Annotated in this window: 15 protein-coding genes, 1 tRNA gene and 1 pseudogene; 4 read left to right on the top strand and 13 right to left on the bottom strand. The window is 65.6% G+C overall.

Annotation, left to right across the window (positions count from 1 at the left end):
• Positions 1–145: 145 nt before the first annotated feature.
• Positions 146–1,375: a L,D-transpeptidase gene (locus G6N09_RS14670; RefSeq protein ID WP_083027590.1), complete on the top strand. Its 1,230-nt coding sequence runs from the start codon at positions 146–148 to the stop codon at positions 1,373–1,375.
• A gap of 3 nt (positions 1,376–1,378) precedes the next feature.
• Here the strand turns inward: G6N09_RS14670 and G6N09_RS19545 are convergent, their stop codons facing one another.
• The 4 genes from G6N09_RS19545 to orn all read right to left on the bottom strand — a co-directional run bounded on the left by G6N09_RS19545 (position 1,379) and on the right by orn (position 4,246).
• A complete protein-coding gene (locus G6N09_RS19545; protein WP_170309972.1) occupies positions 1,379–2,077 on the bottom strand; it encodes a VldE C-terminal domain-containing protein in 699 nt (232 codons plus the stop codon).
• Positions 2,078–2,199: 122 nt separating this feature from the next.
• On the bottom strand, positions 2,200–3,303 hold the full coding sequence (locus G6N09_RS14680; RefSeq protein WP_083022145.1) for a PE-PPE domain-containing protein: 1,104 nt from the start codon (positions 3,301–3,303) through the stop codon (positions 2,200–2,202).
• Between the two features lie 219 nt (positions 3,304–3,522).
• Positions 3,523–3,598, bottom strand: a tRNA-His gene (locus G6N09_RS14685).
• 33 nt (positions 3,599–3,631) lie between these two features.
• A complete protein-coding gene (gene orn / locus G6N09_RS14690; protein ID WP_234806869.1) occupies positions 3,632–4,246 on the bottom strand; it encodes an oligoribonuclease in 615 nt (204 codons plus the stop codon).
• Between the two features lie 117 nt (positions 4,247–4,363).
• Here orn and G6N09_RS14695 point away from each other — a divergent pair, with 117 nt between their 5' ends.
• Positions 4,364–5,932, top strand: a complete 1,569-nt coding sequence (locus G6N09_RS14695) for a helicase HerA-like domain-containing protein (protein ID WP_083022147.1) — start codon at positions 4,364–4,366, stop codon at positions 5,930–5,932.
• Between the two features lie 271 nt (positions 5,933–6,203).
• On the opposite strand, the gene cmrA is transcribed toward G6N09_RS14695, so the two are convergent.
• A complete protein-coding gene (gene cmrA / locus G6N09_RS14700) occupies positions 6,204–7,010 on the bottom strand; it encodes a mycolate reductase (RefSeq protein WP_083022148.1) in 807 nt (268 codons plus the stop codon).
• Between the two features lie 23 nt (positions 7,011–7,033).
• Between cmrA and G6N09_RS14705 the strand changes: the two genes are divergently transcribed.
• A complete protein-coding gene (locus tag G6N09_RS14705; RefSeq protein ID WP_083022149.1) occupies positions 7,034–8,338 on the top strand; it encodes an MFS transporter in 1,305 nt (434 codons plus the stop codon).
• Positions 8,339–8,352: 14 nt separating this feature from the next.
• Here G6N09_RS14705 and G6N09_RS14710 read toward each other — a convergent pair whose 3' ends face one another.
• From G6N09_RS14710 to G6N09_RS14720, 3 genes are all read right to left on the bottom strand, one after another.
• Entirely contained in the window at positions 8,353–9,123 is a 771-nt protein-coding gene (locus G6N09_RS14710; protein ID WP_109558745.1) for an MmpS family transport accessory protein, read from the bottom strand.
• Between the two features lie 65 nt (positions 9,124–9,188).
• Positions 9,189–9,842, bottom strand: a complete 654-nt coding sequence (locus tag G6N09_RS14715; protein WP_083022151.1) for an SACE_7040 family transcriptional regulator — start codon at positions 9,840–9,842, stop codon at positions 9,189–9,191.
• Positions 9,843–10,159: 317 nt separating this feature from the next.
• Complete coding sequence (locus G6N09_RS14720) at positions 10,160–12,319, bottom strand: PE family protein (RefSeq protein ID WP_163752817.1); 2,160 nt, start codon at positions 12,317–12,319, stop codon at positions 10,160–10,162.
• Positions 12,320–12,931: 612 nt separating this feature from the next.
• On the opposite strand from G6N09_RS14720, the pseudogene G6N09_RS14725 reads away from it, so the two are divergent.
• A pseudogene (locus tag G6N09_RS14725) lies at positions 12,932–14,091 on the top strand (IS3 family transposase).
• A 229-nt stretch (positions 14,092–14,320) separates the two neighbouring features.
• On the opposite strand, the gene G6N09_RS14730 reads toward G6N09_RS14725, so the two are convergent.
• Genes G6N09_RS14730 through G6N09_RS14750 form a run of 5 tightly spaced genes read right to left on the bottom strand, consistent with a single transcriptional unit; the run spans position 14,321 to position 17,242 of the window.
• Positions 14,321–14,560: a hypothetical protein gene (locus G6N09_RS14730; RefSeq protein ID WP_083022153.1), complete on the bottom strand. Its 240-nt coding sequence runs from the start codon at positions 14,558–14,560 to the stop codon at positions 14,321–14,323.
• Positions 14,553–16,166: a hypothetical protein gene (locus tag G6N09_RS14735; RefSeq protein WP_083022154.1), complete on the bottom strand. Its 1,614-nt coding sequence runs from the start codon at positions 16,164–16,166 to the stop codon at positions 14,553–14,555. Before G6N09_RS14735 ends, G6N09_RS14730 begins: the two co-directional genes overlap by 8 nt.
• Positions 16,167–16,173: 7 nt before the next feature.
• Positions 16,174–16,533: a hypothetical protein gene (locus G6N09_RS14740; protein ID WP_083022155.1), complete on the bottom strand. Its 360-nt coding sequence runs from the start codon at positions 16,531–16,533 to the stop codon at positions 16,174–16,176.
• Positions 16,530–16,775 (bottom strand): hypothetical protein, encoded by a 246-nt coding sequence (locus tag G6N09_RS14745; protein WP_083022156.1) that lies wholly within the window; start codon positions 16,773–16,775, stop codon positions 16,530–16,532. The genes G6N09_RS14740 and G6N09_RS14745 overlap by 4 nt, the downstream gene beginning before the upstream one ends.
• Complete coding sequence (locus G6N09_RS14750; RefSeq protein ID WP_083022157.1) at positions 16,772–17,242, bottom strand: phage gene 29 protein family protein; 471 nt, start codon at positions 17,240–17,242, stop codon at positions 16,772–16,774. The genes G6N09_RS14745 and G6N09_RS14750 overlap by 4 nt, the downstream gene beginning before the upstream one ends.
• Positions 17,243–17,246: the final 4 nt, after the last annotated feature.

The following is a 17,246-nucleotide window of genomic DNA, read 5'->3' on the forward strand; positions in this document are numbered from 1 at the left end:
TGACCGCGAAAGAGACAATAACAGGCGTCCTGCCGCGAGACGAAATCAGCTGGTGCGAGGGGGCGCAGGTGAAGGGCTCAGCGCGAGGGGCGATTACCCACTAGACTGCCTGCGAGCAGCAGCAGCACGGTCAGGTGGGAAAAGCATGGGGCAGGTTGGTTTGGCACACCGCTGCCGGGGGTTCGGGTCCCGGGCGGCGGCATTGCTGGTGGTTGCGGCCGCGGGGCTGAGCCTGAGTGCGTGCGGCGGCAACGCCGACGCCGAGGCGGCCAAGATCATCACCGACAAGGGCACCCCATTCGCGGACCTGTTGATTCCCAAGGTCACCGCGTCGGTCACCGACAAGGCTGTCGGCGTCGCGGTGGACGCACCGGTGACGGTCACCGCCGAGGACGGCGTGCTGGATTCGGTCACCATGGTCAACGAGTACGGCGCCGTGGTGGACGGCAAGCTCAGTGCTGATGGGTTGACTTGGGCGACTTCTGAGCAGCTCGGCTACAACAAGCGCTACACCGTCAATGCAAAGGCGCTGGGACTCGGTGGCGTCACCAGCCGGCAGATGACCTTTCAGACCCATTCGCCGCAGAACCTGACCATGCCCTACGTCATGCCGCGCGACGGCGAAGTCGTCGGTGTGGGCCAGCCGGTGGCGATTCGGTTCGACGAGAACATCGTTGACCGCGAGGCGGCCGAGAAGGCCATCACGATCACCACCGATCCGCCCGTGGTGGGTGCCTTCTACTGGCTGAGCAATCGCGAGGTGCGCTGGCGTCCGCAGGCGTTCTGGAAACCCGGAACCAATGTCGACGTGCAGGTCAACACCTACGGGGTGGACCTGGGCAACGGGGTGTACGGGCAGGACAACGCCGCCAGCCACTTCGTCATCGGCGACGAGGTGATCGCCACCGTCGACGATGACACCAAGTCGATGGTGGTGCGCATCAACGGCGAAGTGGCCAAGACCATGCCGGTGTCGATGGGCAAGGAGAGCACCCCGACCAACAACGGCACCTACATCGTCGGTGAACGTTTCGCGCACATCGTCATGGATTCGTCGACCTACGGGGTTCCGGTGAACTCGCCCAACGGGTATCGCACCGACGTCGACTGGGCCACCCAGATCTCCTACAGCGGGATCTTCGTGCACTCGGCACCGTGGTCAGTAGGTGCCCAGGGCTACTCCAACACCAGCCACGGCTGTATCAACGTCAGTCCCAGCAATGCCCTGTGGTTCTACGACCACGTCAAGCGGGGCGACGTGGTGCAGATCAACAACACCATCGGCTCGCCGCTGCCCGGCACCGAGGGGCTCGGAGACTGGAATGTGCCCTGGTCGCAATGGCAGGCCGGCAACGCCAAAGAGCCGGTGCGCTGACGTCTAGCCGCCCAGGTATTCCTCGCTGCCGCTGGGATAGCCGCCGCCGAACGTGGTGATGTGCACGTGGTCGAAATGACCGTTGCCGCGGCCGCTGGGCCCTCCCGGGGTGTAGTACGTACCGCGCCAGATCGCGTCCTGCATGGCGAAACGATCAGCATTCTGTCGGACATAGTCGACGATCTGGTCTCCCAGCGCGATGCCCTCCGGGCTGCCGGGATTGGGAATCATCACGTCGATCGCCAGGCCTGAGGGATGCCAGCGCTGGCCGTCCGGCCGCACCCCGATCATGTTGTTGATCTGTGGGAACGTTTCGCTGATGCTGCGCGCGACAAGGATCGTTTTGACCTGCATGCCGTGCTCGTTGACCACGCCCGGCGGCAAGGCATGCGGCGCCGGCATGGACCAGCTCGCCGCGAAATCGGGCGGCGGTGCCCCCCAATCCGGCGGCGGGGGCGGCGGAGCGTCTTCGGGTGGTGGGGGAGGCGCGAACTCCGGGGGCGGAGGCGGCGGGTCAAAGGGCGGCGGAGGCGGCCCGTCTTCTGGGGGTGGGGGTGGAACGTCTTCGGGTGGTGGCGGCGGCGCCTCGGCGGCCGCCGGAGGGGGCGGTTCGTCGTTGTTTCCCGGCTCGGCGCCAACGCTGCCAGCCAGGAACACGGCGGCCGGCAACAGAGTCGTCGCAGCCAGAACGGAGGATTTCATGCGCAGATCAACCAGTCCTTGCGTGAGCACGCAAGGCACCGTAACCAAAACGTTATCTCGACATCAACCCGGCACGCGGAAAGACGGTCGTACATCACACCTCGACCGGCCGCCTCAACTGCTCAGAAACCGAACCCGGCAACTGCCTCGAACAGCGGCGTCGTCAGCAGAATCCAAGGCTGGAACAGGTCGTTGAATGCATTCTGCAGGCCCTGCTGAGCAGCGTCGATGAGTGCCTGTTGGACCGCAGACCAGTCCAGATCGGTGGGGAAGAGCCCGAGCGGAGTCTCCAGATTGGCCGGTGTCGGAGACCAGCCGTCGCCGATATTGCCGTAGCCCAGATTCACCAGAATCCGCGTGGCGGGCTCCAAGAGGTCATAGAGCGGTTGCCCGATCCCCGGTAGGAGCAGCAGCGGTGACAGCACCGGCAGGGTCTGCGCTTGGATCATGTAGTAATTCGTCAGGCCGTCACCGGTGAGATCGGCCGAGCCCGGCAACAACACCGCGTTGCTGATCTGGTCAGCATCAACGCTCAGGTATTTCAGGTGCTGGGTGAAGACACCCATGAACGCGTTGAGCACGGACAGCAGATTGAGCGGGTAGCGGGGGAAGTCCGCGAAGCCGTCGTACTCGAAGTTGTAGATGTCGGTGGGGTAGAGGTTGTCCGGCGTCGCCGGGAACACTCCCAGACCCGACCAGATTCCCCCGTTGGGGGCGACGGGGTCGCCGACCAGCATGAAACGCACGAGGTCGCTGGGCACACTCTCGGCCTGCAGCTGTTGCATGGTCAGCGTGGAGAATCCGGCGCTCTGCGAATACCCGAACACCACCACGGGGTCCTCGGCGGTGACCCCTCCGCCGGCAATCTGTTGGAGGATCGCGGCGGTCACGATCTCAGCGCCCTCGATCCGCGACCCGGCCTTGTCGAAGAACAGGCGCTCGGGTGTGGTCAGGATCTCCATGGTGCCGGTGAAGCCATGCGGTTGCAGGTAAAGGTCATGGGCCAGGTCGGCGTAACGCTGCGGGGGTGTCGGAATCCCGCTGGGACCCACGATCAGGGCGGTGCCACCCCCGAGCTCGCCGGCAGTCAGCCGCACGCCGGCTCGGTGGGTGCCGTCGCTGGGCGACACCGGCACAACGGCCGCGGTCAGGCCTGCGGTGACGGCGACGGCGACGGCGGCGCCCACGATGGAGCACTGGCGGATCAGGAGAGTCGCCGACGACATAAGAGCTCCTCCCTGCGGCGCCAAAGCCGCTGCTCTACACCCTGGGGCGCACCTGCAGAGCTTCAATATCGGGGACGCAGGGGAGGGCGTCAATGCCCATAGTCGGGATTCGGGGCGCCCCGGCCGCCAGGGCGCGGCGTCTCGTTCGAGCGTGCCGCCGGATCCCCGCTGGGCGTTGCACGAGAAAACCCCGCCTACCTGCGTAGACGGGGTTCTCGTTGGGGTGGCTGACGGGACTCGAACCCGCGACACCCAGGATCACAACCTGGTGCTCTACCAACTGAACTACAGCCACCATTGCTGCCCACTAGCAGCAGCGTCGTCGATACTAGCCGCTTGGGCGCTCAGCGACCGAATCGAGCGAGTCAGGCGCGTCCGACGGCGGCCCCAGCTCGCCCGCCACCGCGGCAATATCGCTGGTCGAGGGCCCGGGCGGGGTGACGAAGGCCGTGCGTCGGTAGTACTTCAGTTCCCGGATGGACTCGTGGATATCGGCCAGTGCACGATGCGCCAGGCCCTTCTCCGGCTGGCCGAAGTAGATCCGCGGATACCAGCGACGGCACAGCTCCTTGATCGAGCTGACGTCGATCATCCGGTAGTGCAGGTAATCGTTGAGCGCGGTCATGTCGCGGGCCAGGAAGCCGCGGTCGGTGCCGATCGAGTTGCCCGCCAACGGTGCCGTCTTGGCCTGTTTGACGTGGGCGCGGATGTAGTCCAAGACCATCGCCTGGGCGGTGGCCATATCCACCGTCGAGGCTCTGACCTCCTCGATCAGCCCGGAGCGGGTATGCATCTGGGTCACCACGGGGCTCATCGCGTCCAGATCCGCGTCGTCGGCGTGGATCACCACGTCGATGCCGTCGCCCAGGATGTTCAGCTCACCATCGGTGACCAGGGCGGCGATCTCGATGAGCTTGTCTTTGCCCAGATCCAGGCCGGTCATCTCGCAGTCGATCCAGACCAGTTCGTCACGTGCAGCACTCACAGTTAGCCAACGTTAGCCGTTCCCCACTCCCATAGCCGCACAGCGGTCCCGACCGGCCAAGTAATGTCGTGACCTGTGAGTCCCGAGTCGGCGGCGAACGCCGCGCAGCAGATCGCGGCTGGCTACGCCGCCGACGGCCAGGCCCTGGAACTGGGCACGGTGGTCATTGATGGCGCCGCAGACGCCTCAGCGCAGGTCCGCATCCCCCTGGCCATGATCAACCGCCACGGCTTGGTGGCCGGAGCCACCGGGACCGGCAAGACCAAGACCCTGCAGGTGATCGCCGAGCAGCTGTCCGCCGCCGGTGTCCCGGTGCTGATGGCCGACGTCAAGGGCGACCTGTCCGGGTTGTCGCGAGCCGGGGAAGCGGGCGAGAAGGTCGCCCAGCGCGCCGCTGAGACCGGCGACGACTGGACGCCGACGGCGTTCCCGACGGAGTTCCTGTCGCTGGGCACCGGCGGGATCGGGGTTCCGGTGAGGGCCACGATTTCCAGCTTCGGCCCGATCCTCTTGTCGAAGGTGCTGGGCCTCAACGCCACTCAGGAGTCGACGCTGGGCCTGATCTTCCACTGGGCCGACCAGAACGGCTACCTGCTGCTGGACCTGAAGGATTTGCGTTCTGTCATCACGTTTTTGACCAGCGACGCCGGCAAGCCTCAGCTGAAGAACCTGGGCGGAGTGTCGGCTCAGACCGCCGGGGTGATCCTGCGTGCCCTGGTCAACCTGGAGGCCGAAGGCGGCGACACCTTCTTCGGCGAGCCGGAGCTCAAACCGGAGGACCTGCTGCGCACCGACAGTCAGGGCCGCGGGATCATCTCGCTGCTGGAACTGGGTGATCAAGCGACCCGCCCGGTGTTGTTCTCCACGTTCTTGATGTGGGTGCTTGCTGACCTGTTCACGCTGCTTCCCGAGGTCGGCGACATCGACAAGCCCAAGCTGGTGTTCTTCTTCGACGAGGCGCACCTGCTGTTCGCCGACGCGTCGAAGGCGTTCCTGCAGCAGGTCGAGCAGACCGTGAAGCTGATCCGCTCCAAGGGAGTCGGGGTGTTCTTCTGCACCCAGCTACCCACCGATGTGCCCAATAGCGTGCTGTCGCAGCTGGGTGCCCGGATCCAGCATGCGTTGCGGGCGTTCACCCCCGATGATCAGGCGGCGTTGAGCAAGACGGTGCGCACCTACCCCAAAACGAAGGTGTATGAGCTGGAGTCGGCGCTGACGTCGTTGGGGATCGGCGAGGCGATCGTCACCGTCCTGTCGGAGAAGGGTGCCCCTACACCGGTCGCCTGGACTCGGTTGCGGGCACCGCGATCGCTGATGGCCTCGGTCGGCGACGCGGCGATCACAGCGGCGGCCACCGCGAGCCCGCTGCACGCGGTCTACAGCGAGACCGTGGATCGCGAGTCGGCTTATGAGGTCTTGTCCGGCAAGCTCGCCGCCGGAGAGGGCAGTGCACCGCCGTCCGACCCCATGGGATACGACGAAGTGCCGCCGCCACCGAAAGTGCATTGGTGGACGCGGTTCGGTCGTTGGCTCGCTCACTTCCTCTCCACCCGGGAGGGCAAGCAGGTGACACGTGCTGTCACCACCGTGGTGGTCGGTCAGATCACCCGCGGCGCAATGGGTACCGGCCGCCGTCGGCGGTGAGGGCCGGCCCGACGCAGCATCTATTGCCGCGGGCACGGGAGTTGCCCGGCTTTGAGCGACAACACCGGTTAGGTGAATGAGCTTGTCGTCATGTGTCGCTCAGAGGCGGGCAAATGTCGACATGGGTCCGGCCCGTGTACACGGCGAGCCGCGACGCTGTTCAGTCGTGACTGAACGGGTTGGGCGTTAGCCCGATGGCGGCGACCCGTCCCCGCAAGCGGGAGGTGCCCCAGCGCCCGGCCCGGCCGCCGGAGGCGTTGATCACGCGGGGCTATCCGCCGCCCAGCTTCTTGTAGACCGCGCCCACGATGGGCGTGACGATGGCGCGCGGCGCATAGCCACTGGCCATCGACATGGCCTTGGAGGTGATCCCGGGAACCACGCGCATCTTGTTGCGCGCCAAGGCATCCAGGGACAGTTTCGCGGTGTGCTGGGTTGAGATCCACAGGAAGTCCGGGATCAACCTGTCGACCAGTGACGCCTCGGTGGCATCGGGCATCTCGGCACGCACCGGCCCGGGCGCCAGCAACGTCACATGCACCCCGGTCTTCAACAGCTCCCCGCGCAGCGATTCGCTGAAGGTGTTGGCAAATGCCTTGGTCGCGGCATAGGTGGCGTTGTTGGGAATCGGGGAGTTACCCGCCGCCGAGCCGGAGATCAGGATGCCCCCGGCCTGGCGTGCCAACATGCCCGGCAGCACTGCCAAGACCAGATCGTGCACCGCGACCGCGTTCAGCTGCACCTGCGCCTTCTCGGCCGCCGGATCCAGGCCCGCGATCGGGCCGAACGTCGCCGTACCGGCGTTGGCGCACAGTACCGAGATATCCCGCTCGGCCAACTCGGCGCAGAATGCTTCACGGGCCGGCGGATCGGCCAGGTCGACCGCGCACACCTCCACCGTGACGCCGTACTTCTCGCGCAACCGGGTGGCCACGTCGTTGAGTACCTCTTCGCGGCGTGCGGTGATGATCAGGGCGTGGCCGCGGGCGGCCAGTTCGGTGGCTAGCGCCTCGCCGATCCCCTGGGACGCTCCGGTGACGACGGCGCGGGCATCAGGGCTGGGGGCAGGAATGGGCATGGGGCAATCGTAGAGTGCCTGTCATGGGTGAGCCGGGGGCGGACAAGCCGGGGCGATCCCGGATTGTGGCGTGGGCACTGTGGGACACCGGTGCCGCCGGTATCAGCGCCATCGTCGTCACCTTCGTGTACTCGGTGTATCTGACCAGCAGCGTGGGTCGTGACCTTCCCGGCCAGGTGTCGGCGGCCAGTTGGCTGGGGCGCACCCTGGCCATCTCCGGGCTGACCGTGGCGGCCATAGCGCCGGTGATCGGGGTCTGGGTTGGCGCGCCGCACCGCCGGCGGGTGACGCTGGCGGTGCTGACCGGTACCGCGGCGGTGCTGACCGCCTCGATGAGCCTGATCCGAGACGAGCCGGCCTATCTGGCCCCGGGTTTGGTGCTGCTCGCGCTGACCGCCGCCTGTGGCGACCTGGCCAGCGTGCCCTACAACGCCATGCTGCGGCAGCTGTCGACGCCGCAGAATTCCGGCCGGATATCCGGTTTCGGCTGGGCGGCCGGCTACTGCGGCAGCGTGGTGTTGCTACTGCTGGTCTATCTCGGCTGCATCGCCGGCGACGGTCCCACCCGCGGGTTGCTGGGTCTGTCCACCGAGGGGGGATACAACGTCCGGGTGGCCATGCTGGTGGCCGCGGCGTGGCTGGCGGTGTTTGCGATGCCGCTGCTGTTGACCGCGCACCGTTTGGTCGGCGAGGGCGAGGTGGCGCCGCGGCGGCTCGGATTCTTCGGCGGCTACCGCCAGCTGTGGCGCGACATCAGCGTCGAATGGCACCGCGACCGCAACCTGGTCTTCTACTTGGTGGCCAGCGCGATCTTCCGGGACGGACTGGCCGGGGTGTTCGCGTTCGGGGCGGTGCTGGGCGTCAATGTCTATGGTGTCTCGGCCGGCGACGTCTTGATCTTCGGGGTGGCCGCCAGCGTGGTCGCCGCGATCGGGGCCGTCGCCGGGGGCCTCCTCGATGACCGGATCGGTTCCAAGACCGTCATCGTCGGATCGCTGGTGGCGATGATCATCGTCGGCACCACCCTCATGGTGCTGTCCGGTCCGGGAGCGTTCTGGGCCTGCGGGCTGTTGCTGTGTCTGTTCATCGGGCCGACGCAGTCCGCGGCACGCACCCTGCTGCTGCGGATGGCCGACGAGGGTATGGAAGGGGTGGCGTTCGGCCTCTACACCATGACCGGACGGGCGGTGTCGTTCCTGGCGCCGTTGCTGTTCTCGGTCTTCGTCGACGTCTTTCACACCGACCGGGCGGGCCTGGGCGGGCTGTGCACCGTCCTGCTGCTGGGCCTGTTGGCGATGCTGCCCGTGAAGGTGCCGCGCCGGATGTGACGGCGACCCGCGCCTTAGCCGGCCGCGGCGCACACCGTGAGGATCGACCCGGTGCGTTGACGCACCTGGGCGCCGTCCACCGACACCGAGCAGGTGACCTGCGCGCCGAAGTTGACCACGGTGACCGCGGCGGCGGTCGTCGCCGGCGGAGTCAGTGTCACCTGCTTGGTCCACGGCAGCGTCACATTGAACTCGGTCTGCAGGATCCCGCCGGAATCGATGTAGGCGATGCTGAGTGCCTTGCCGGTCCCGCTGACGCTGTAGACGATGGTCTCCGCGGCGCCGGGGCTGGTCGACGTGGTGGGCGGCGGGGTGGTCGTGGTGGTGCTGGGAGCCGGCGTTCGTGACGGTGGCGGCGTCGGGGTCGGGACGCGCTTAGGGATCGGGGTGCTCGGCGCCGTCGGCAACGGTGTCACGGGCGTCACGCTGGCCGAATTGCGCTGCGAGCCATTGGTGATAACCAACGCGATCACCATGCCCACCACCAGAAGAACGGCCCCGCCGGCTACCAGAAACAGCCAGTTCGGAAAGCGCGGGGGTTCCGGTGGGCCGCCCTCGCCGCCGCCCACCGGCCCGCCGGGCGGAGGCGGGTAGCCCTCCCAAGGCTGCCGCGGCAGTTGCTCGGTCGGATGGGGCGCCTGCGGCGGATAGCCGGGCGGGTACATCGGGAGTTGCCCGGCGTAGGCCGGGTCGACGTAAGGGGGAACGCCATAGGTCGGCGGTTCGGCTGCCCCACCGCGCTGCCAGGGCTGGTTCGAGCCCTCCGGTCGATACGGATCGGTCATGCCCACCTCATGGCTTGCAGGGTACCTGCGTGTGGCGTCCGCGGCCGGGACCTCGGCGCGCCCGGTCAGATTCCGGCCGCACCCAGTGCGCTGATCGTCATCGCCCGCAGCACCGCTCGCGAGCGTTCCGGACCGGCAGACTTGGTGCCGGTGGGCTTCATGCTGTGCGGGGTCGAATTCAACAGACCGAAGGCGGCATGAGCCATCAGCCGCGCGTCGGCTTCGGCTAGGTCGGTGTGCAGTGCGCGCAAGACGCTCACCCACACCTCGACGTACTGTCGCTGGGCGCTGCGCACCTGACGTTGCGCGGCGGCCGGCAGGTGCGTCAGATCGCGGTCTTGGATCCTGATCAGGTCCGGCTCGCCGAGGGCGAAGTCGAGATGAAAGTCGACCAGACCATCCAGCACTGCCTGCGGGCCGTCTCCGCCGGCTTCGACGGCGCGTGCGCCGGCCAGCAACCGGGTGCTGATGCCGACCAGTAGCTCCACCAGTAGTGCTTCTTTGCCCGCGAAGTGGCGGTAGATGGCCGGGCCGCTGACTCCTGCGGCCGCGCCGATGTCCTCCAACCGCACCGCCGGGTAGCCGCCCTGGGCGAACAGACGCTCGGCGGCCGCGAGCAGCTGACTGCGACGGTCGGACTTGAGCCGGCTGCGCCGGCTGGCCGGCTCGTCGTCGTCCGCCGAGCGCGTCGAGATGGACTTCGGATTGGAAGAAGCCATCGCACCTCCGCTCCTCGGTGAATTTCAGTTAATGGCCACTAACGTAACACCCGTGGCGCTGGCGACTATGTGAGTGCAAGCGATCGGAGTCTGCGCGAGCATGTTGTCTACCGTGGGACAGCCTTACGAAGGTGGCCGTGGCCCTCAAGCTCTGCGGGCAGACCATCATCCAAGTGGCCTCGACTCACGAAAATACTCTTGAGCATTGCCCCCATGCTGCAACAGGTTTGACCGCCCGAGGTCATGCATCTGTAGTTACCCGGGCGCTGCGCGTCTAGCACCGGATATGGGCGACCGGGATTGCCGGGAGGGCGGCGTTACCCGCGGTCTTCGCCGTTAACGCCGGGCGTGCCGGGGGTGCCGTCGGAACCACCGGCTCCGCCTGTGCCGCCTGGCTCGCCGACAAAACCGTTGAACCCCTTCCCGCCATCGCCGCCATCGCCACCGCGTCCGTCACCGTTGGGGCCGACGAGACCTCCCTTGCCTCCGTTGCCTCCGTTACCGGCCCTGGTGTTGTCGCCGCCGTCACCGCCGTTGCCGCCATTGCCGCCGGTGGCCCCAGGCGCGCCGGTGCCACCGCTGCCCCCGTTTCCACCGACGACGTACTTGCTGCCGCCACCAGTGCCGCCGGTTCCGCCTTCACCACCGACACCACCGCCGCCGCTCGCACCGCCGGTGCCACCAGTTCCTCCAGGGCCAGCGCGGCCTCCGCTCCCGCCGATTCCGCCGTCACCGCCTATGCCCCCGTCGCCGGCGCCGCCGCCACCGCCGCCGCCGCCACTGCCGCCTGATCCAAAGATGGCGCCGGGTACGGAGCCCTTGGATCCTCCGGCGCCTCCGATTCCGCCCGTACCGCCATTGCTAGCCCCACCAGCACCGCCGTGGCCTCCGCTGCGGGTACCTAGTCCGCCGCTCATGCCTCCGACGCCCCCAGAGCCTCCGTGGCCGGCAAATGCACCGTTGCGGCCGTCCCCGCCGTTGCCGCCGTTGCCACCGTCGCCAGCGGCGCCGCCGCCACCGCCGTTGCCACCGATACCCCCTATATGGCCGGGGCCATCACCGAGTCCGCCGTTCCCGCCGTTCCCGCCGTTGCCGCCCCAATCGTTGCTAGTGGAAACGCCGCTGTTGGCGCCGCCGCCGAGACCTCCGTTGCCGCCGTTCCCACCGGATGCGTTGCTGCCGTCCGGGGCGCTCCAGCCATTGCCGCCGTCGCCACCGGTGCCGAAGCTGCCGGATTTTCCCGAGGTGCCGGGTGGACCGTCGTTTGCGAAGAGGCCGCCCCACGACGATCCGCCCGAGCCGGGATTGCCTCCGTTGCCGCCATTGCCTCCGTTAGGCGCAAGTTCGGTGCCGTCCGCGCCCCTGCCTCCGGTCCCGCCGTTTCCGCCGTTTCCGCCGTCGCCGTTGGCTCCGCTAGGGCCGAACAAGAGTCCGCCTTTGCCGCCAATGCCCCCGGTTCCACCGGAACCGCCATCGCGACCAAAACCACCAGCGCCGTTGTTGATTCCGACTACACCTGAAGCCCCGGTAGCGCCCTCGCCGCCGTTGCCGCCAGCGCCTCCGCTGCCGCCTTTGCTGAATAGCAGCCCGCCCGCACCACCGGTGCCCCCTGCGCCGCCGTTGCCGCCGGTACCGCTGTTTATGCCAAGAACGCCTAAGCCTCCGTTGCCACCGCTACCGCCATTGCCACCATTGCCCCACAGGAAACCGCCGTCACCGCCGGCTCCGCCGACGCCGCCTCGGCCACCGAATTGGCCGTCGCCGCCATCGGTGCCGTTACCGCCGTGACCGAACAAGAACGCGGCGTTGCCACCTTCGCCGGGTCCGCCGTCGACCGGTGCGATTGGATCACTGGCAGCGGCAGCGCCCGGGATGTCTGACTCTGTGTACGCGGTGAAGCTCGGACCGTCGACGGAGCTGCCGGAGTTGCCGCCGTTGCCGAATATCCACCCGGCGTTACCACCGCTGCCGCCATAACCCCATCCGTCTCCGCCGTCGCCGAATAACAGCCCTGCGTTGCCGCCATCAGGGTTGTCGGCGGTCCCCGTGGAACCGTTGCCAATCAGGTACAGCCCCGATGCCTGGTTGATGAAGCCGTTGATCTGCTGTCCAAAGTCGCTGTCGATCCAGTTCGCCATGCCTGCGTGCAGTGGTTGGTAGACATAGTTGTCGAACCAGTCGCCACCGGTCGCCCAGCTCGCGGGCGCGAGACCGAGGCTGGAGGCGTCGCCGAGGCGCGAAGCGAGCCCGTCCCAGGCGGCTGGGTCAACAAACGACGCCCAATCGATACCATCCCATGGCTGAGCCCAGCTCGAAGGATCGACAAGGTCCAAGATCCCGAAGTCTTCGCCGTGAGCCACCGGCGCGGTGGTCAACGGCGTCACCCCGAATGCCAGGAATGCAGCCACCGAACTGGTTGACCCCAACACCAGGCGATGTAAACGACCCCGCTGCTCGCTGCCCTGACGACGATTCATTGAAAGCGTTCCCCACTGTCAAGGCCCACATGGCAGGCCAAGCTGACTCTCAGCAAGCATTAACTTAGCCGCCTGATTGACCTCTCGCCACTTGAGCGGGGAACCTCCGGAGGGGAAGCGGCCGGAAGGAAACAACGTGTCTGGCCGCCCCTTCGGTGGACCCCACAAGGCGTACTGGTTTGCGTCTTGGCTACTTCCCTTCGCCTACCTGCGCGACTACTGTTCAGGCGACACAACTTTGGCGCCATGACTATCCGTCGATGCTGCCAAGGAGCTGCGCGAGCTACGTGAAAATGAATCCCGGTCAATTGAAATGGATAGGGGAGGGCCACATTTCGGCCCATGTTCCACGAGGCTTCCGACATAGGTACATCTTGATACCGGTCTCCCAGATCTTGTCGCCGTTGCGGGCCCCAGGATGGTCAGCGCGCCTGCCTCAATGTAATAACCATTAGAGATGGGTACACGGGCGGGTACGGATGAAGCTACGGGCACTACCTGATTGATGAACTGTGGCCGGGTCTGCTGCACGGTTAGGTGAAGTGACCTGACCCACCGGTTGGGTTCCAGATTTGGTGACCAAGTGACGGCCAGTACGAAAGGCTGACCGTCATGCCACGCCCCTATCCGGCCGAGTTCCTTGCCCGCGTGATCGCGCTGGTCCGAGCAGGGATACCGCAGAAGCAGGCCGCCGACGACCTAGGCATCCATCCCGTCACGCTTTCCAAGTGGATCAAACAGGACGACATCGACCGCGGCGCACGACCTGGCGTGCCAACAAGCGAATCAACCGAGTTGCGCGCGGCTCGCCGTCGAATCCGCGAGCTGGAAACCGAGTTGGCCATCGTGCGCCAGGCCGCGACGTTCCTCGGGGAGGACAAACCCCGCCCAAAGGGATCTACCCGGTGATCGACCGACTGGTCGACGCCGGGGCTCCGGTAGACCGCTGCTGCAAAGTCCTTGCATCGCACGCCAGAACTACTACAAGCACAAACGAAAGCCGACTACTGCCACCGCGTTGCGCCGGCAATGGTTGACCGGACTGATCCGCGAGATCCACGTCGCCTCACGCGCCACCTACGGCTACCGCCGTGTTCATGCCGAGCTGACCCTCGGCATGGGGATCACGGTCTGCCCGCGCACCGCGTCGGTCCTGATGACCTTGGCCGGTATCTACGGCCTACCCGGACCGGTACGAATCAAGCGGCTACGAGGCGTCGCCACTGCCGATGATCTGGTCAACCGCAAGTTTCACCGGCTTGCCCCGAATCAGCTGTGGGTCACCGATATCACCCAACATCGCACCCGCGAAGGATGGCTGTATTGCTGCGCTGTTCTCGATGCGTTTAGCCGCAGGATCGTGGGCTGGTCGATGGATTCGAAGGCAGACGCCACGCTCGTGGTCAACGCGTTGGAGATGGCCATCCGCAACCGCCGGCCATCTCCCGGCGGCATCGTCCATGCTGATTACGGGAACCCAGTTCACCTCTTGGGTTTTCGGGGAGAAGATCCGCTCCGCAGGGTTGGTTCCGTCGTTCGGATCAATCGGTGATGGATTGGACAATGCCATGATGGAAAGCTTCTGGTCCTCGATGCAGATCGAACTACTCGACCGCCAGAAGTGGAAGACCCGTGTCGAGCTGGCCAACGCGATCTTCGATTACATCGAGATCTTCCACAACCGCCGACGCCGCCACTCAGCCCTGGGCTACCGCACCCCGATCGAGTACGAACTATCCTTCACCAACGACACCTTCACCGCCGTCAGTTAGCCACCGCGGCTGGAACCCAACGGGTAGGGCAGGTCAAGATGTCACCTATTCATGCAGCAGACCCGTGTACTGCGACACCACCTAGTGGTTTTCAGAACTGACCGGTATCCCTCCGGCGATGTCCCGTGTGCGCATCAAACTCGGCTTAGCGTGGGAGTGCGTGTTCCCTGGAACGCAAAGAAGCCCCGTTGGAGTGTGCTCAACGCACACCCCAACGGGGCTTCTTCGGCTAGGTTGTGCTGGTGAAACTCATCGCGGTGGCTCGTACCGACGCCAGTTCCTCCCGCAGAGATGCGATCTCCTCCCGCATTTCTGAGACCGGGTCAGACGGCGGTTCGTTCAGTTCGCTTGGGATGTCCAGTGGCGCAGGCCCCAGTCGCGGGGCCTCTCCGGTCTCTTCCACCGGAGTCAACAGCTCTCCGGTCTCCTCATCCCACTCGAACTCATAGTCCAACTGAAGCTCAGTCACGTGGCCCTCCTGTCCGGGTGACACTGAACCGGGTCACTAGACCCGTCGACTCACCCTTGAACGTAATTCCTGCGATGTTCGAGTTGGATACGACATACAACACGGGCAAGATGACCCCGTTGGCTGGGACGTACACAGCTACCGAGCCCTGCATGCGGTAGATCGGGGTGAACGGATTCCCCGACATGACTGTCGAGGTGAACAGGTTCGTGTACCCACCCACCGCTACGCCGATGCCGAACCGGCCGCCTTGGTCCCCGCTGGTATCCAGGCTCATCTCGCACATATAGAAGCCAGCTCGCTCTACCTGTACTGCACTGAACCCGGTGCCGCCGATGGTGACAGCGCCGAAGGCGAGGTCACCCGTCTTCCAGGTCGGGACAGCGTTGAAGAAGCCGGGGTTGAATCCGAAGGTGCCGGTTTGGCCGACTGAGATGGTGGTGGACGCCGTCGCCGTGCGTCCCACCGAGATCCCCGAGCCGATGATGGCGTCGTCCAAGTCTTGGGTCAGGCCTTCAACCTTCGACTGGAAGATCCCGTCTGGGATCGCATCCATGTCGATGACCGATCCGACGGTATTCCCGCCGAACAGCGTGCTCTTCAGCGCGGCGGTATCATTCGACGCCTGCGCGGCATTTGCCTGCGCCGGCTTCCACAGGGCGTCCCACCAGTCGAGGATCCACTGCACGGTGTCGTTGATCGGGTCCACGACCAAGTCGTTGAAGATGTCGCCGATCTGACGCAACGTCTCCTCCAGATCCGGTAGGCCGAAGATGTTGCCCTGCGGTATCTTTGGGAACCACTGGTTCAACAGGTTTTGGAAGAAGTTCGAGGTGTCGAGCGTGGGAATATCCAACGTCTCCAGGAACAATTCCCAGGCTGTGTCCAGCTTCGCCTGGGTCTGACCCGGGGTACCGGCCAGGACTCCAAAGAACACTTCTACGAGATTGGAAGCACGAAGCAAGAACCGCGTCGACCCTAGCGCGAACTTCCAGAAGTCCGATTCCGGGTTCGTAGCCAGCAACGCGTCCAGTGCATCTTCCAAGTCCTGTTGGGTGGCCCGATCCTGCGTCCGCTTGAAGTACACCAGAATCAGATCTGCCAGTGCTTCGGCAAATGGCTCTGACACCCATGGGGAAACGAGGATGGCGACGACGTTGCCCCAGAACCGTCCCGATTCGATGTTCAGGTCGACCAGCGTGTCGGTGATAACACCCCAAGCTTCGACGACGTCGTCCCACGTAGCGTCGCCGGTCACAAACTTGAACAGCGTTACTGCGAGCGTCGTGAACGAACTCCCCACCTTCGGGATGAGCGAGTTCATGACCGCGTCGACGGCGTCGACGACATTGTCGAAGTTGTCTTGGATGTCTTCGTCAAACAGCAACGCGAACGTCTTGAGTGCGTCCAGCGGTATGCGTCTGAGGTACTGGGCCAGCGTGTCTAGCGGGTTGGCCGCGTTGATGCCGGGGGGCCTGATGATGCTGTTGATGCCTTGCTCGGTGAGAGACTGCCCGTAGTCGTGGTCCCCTCCACCGATGATGTAAGCACCTAGGCCGGCTGCCTTCTCAATACTTTCGAGGTAGGGCGGTTGGGGCTTGGTCATCTGTCTCCTAGTAGTTCAGCTCCAGCTCCTTCGGGGGAGCCGGCGGCGTGTGGTCTGGGGCGTGGGTGTAGATCCAGGAATAGAGCGACCGGATGTGTTTGAGGGCCAGCCCCAGGCGGGACTGCGATGCCTCGTACTCGGTCTCCAGGGCCTCAACCCTGCTTTGCAATTCGGCGACCTGGTGCTGCAGGGGCGCCATCAGAGATACCGCGGTATTGGCGACGATCTGAGCTGCCTCGGCGTCGAGCCTAGGTATCGCCGCTGAGGCTTCTTTGGTCTTCAGTTTCCAGTCGAATACCTTCGTGATGAGGGAGCCGAGGACGCCGCTGCCTGCGGCGACCCCGGCCCACTCCAGGAGCGAACTCACTTGTTCTTGCGGTAGAGGTACCAGCCGAGGGAAGGGACCACGGTCAACGAGTAGACGTTGATGAGTGGGTCAAGCCACTCGGAGCCGATCTCTCGCCCCAGTACGGAGCCAGCCAGTGCAAGTGATGCCACGGCAACGGCGCGGACCAGTGCCACGTTGGACAGCGTCCGCAGTACGTCGCCGGTGCCTCCCTCATCCAGACCCAGTAGCGGCGCGGGCACAGGGTTTTGGCCTTCGCTCATGTCTGAGCCCTTTCGTCGTGTAGCTCGCCCGTAGCCGGCCCAGCAGGGTCGGCGGGGACCATCCCCAGCTCTTGGAACTGGTAGAGCAGCGCGTGCTGTTCCTGGATGGTGAGCTCCCGAATGTTGGGGATCCGAACGGGCTGTGGCTCTGGTGTGTCTGTTGCCACCCATGTGGCCGCATTGTTGTAGCCGTGTTGAGGCCCCCTGAACGCCGGCTGGAACCGGATCGCCTGCTCGGGGAGCCGACTGACGGGAATAGTCCCGTCAGCATCAGCTAGCCCGGAGAGATAATCCCGGTGCGCGAATCCGCACTCCCACAGGTGCTTTGACCACCCGCGCAGAATTCCTGGGTGGGTGACGGCGCCCACTCCGGCGAACATCGGCATAGAGCGCAGGGCCCAAACGAAATGCTCCTCGGGGTCCTCCGGATTGTGGTCCCCTTGCGAGGGAATACCGCTCTTGCTCATTTCT

Source organism: Mycolicibacter minnesotensis (assembly GCF_010731755.1).
Taxonomy (GTDB): domain Bacteria; phylum Actinomycetota; class Actinomycetes; order Mycobacteriales; family Mycobacteriaceae; genus Mycobacterium; species Mycobacterium minnesotense.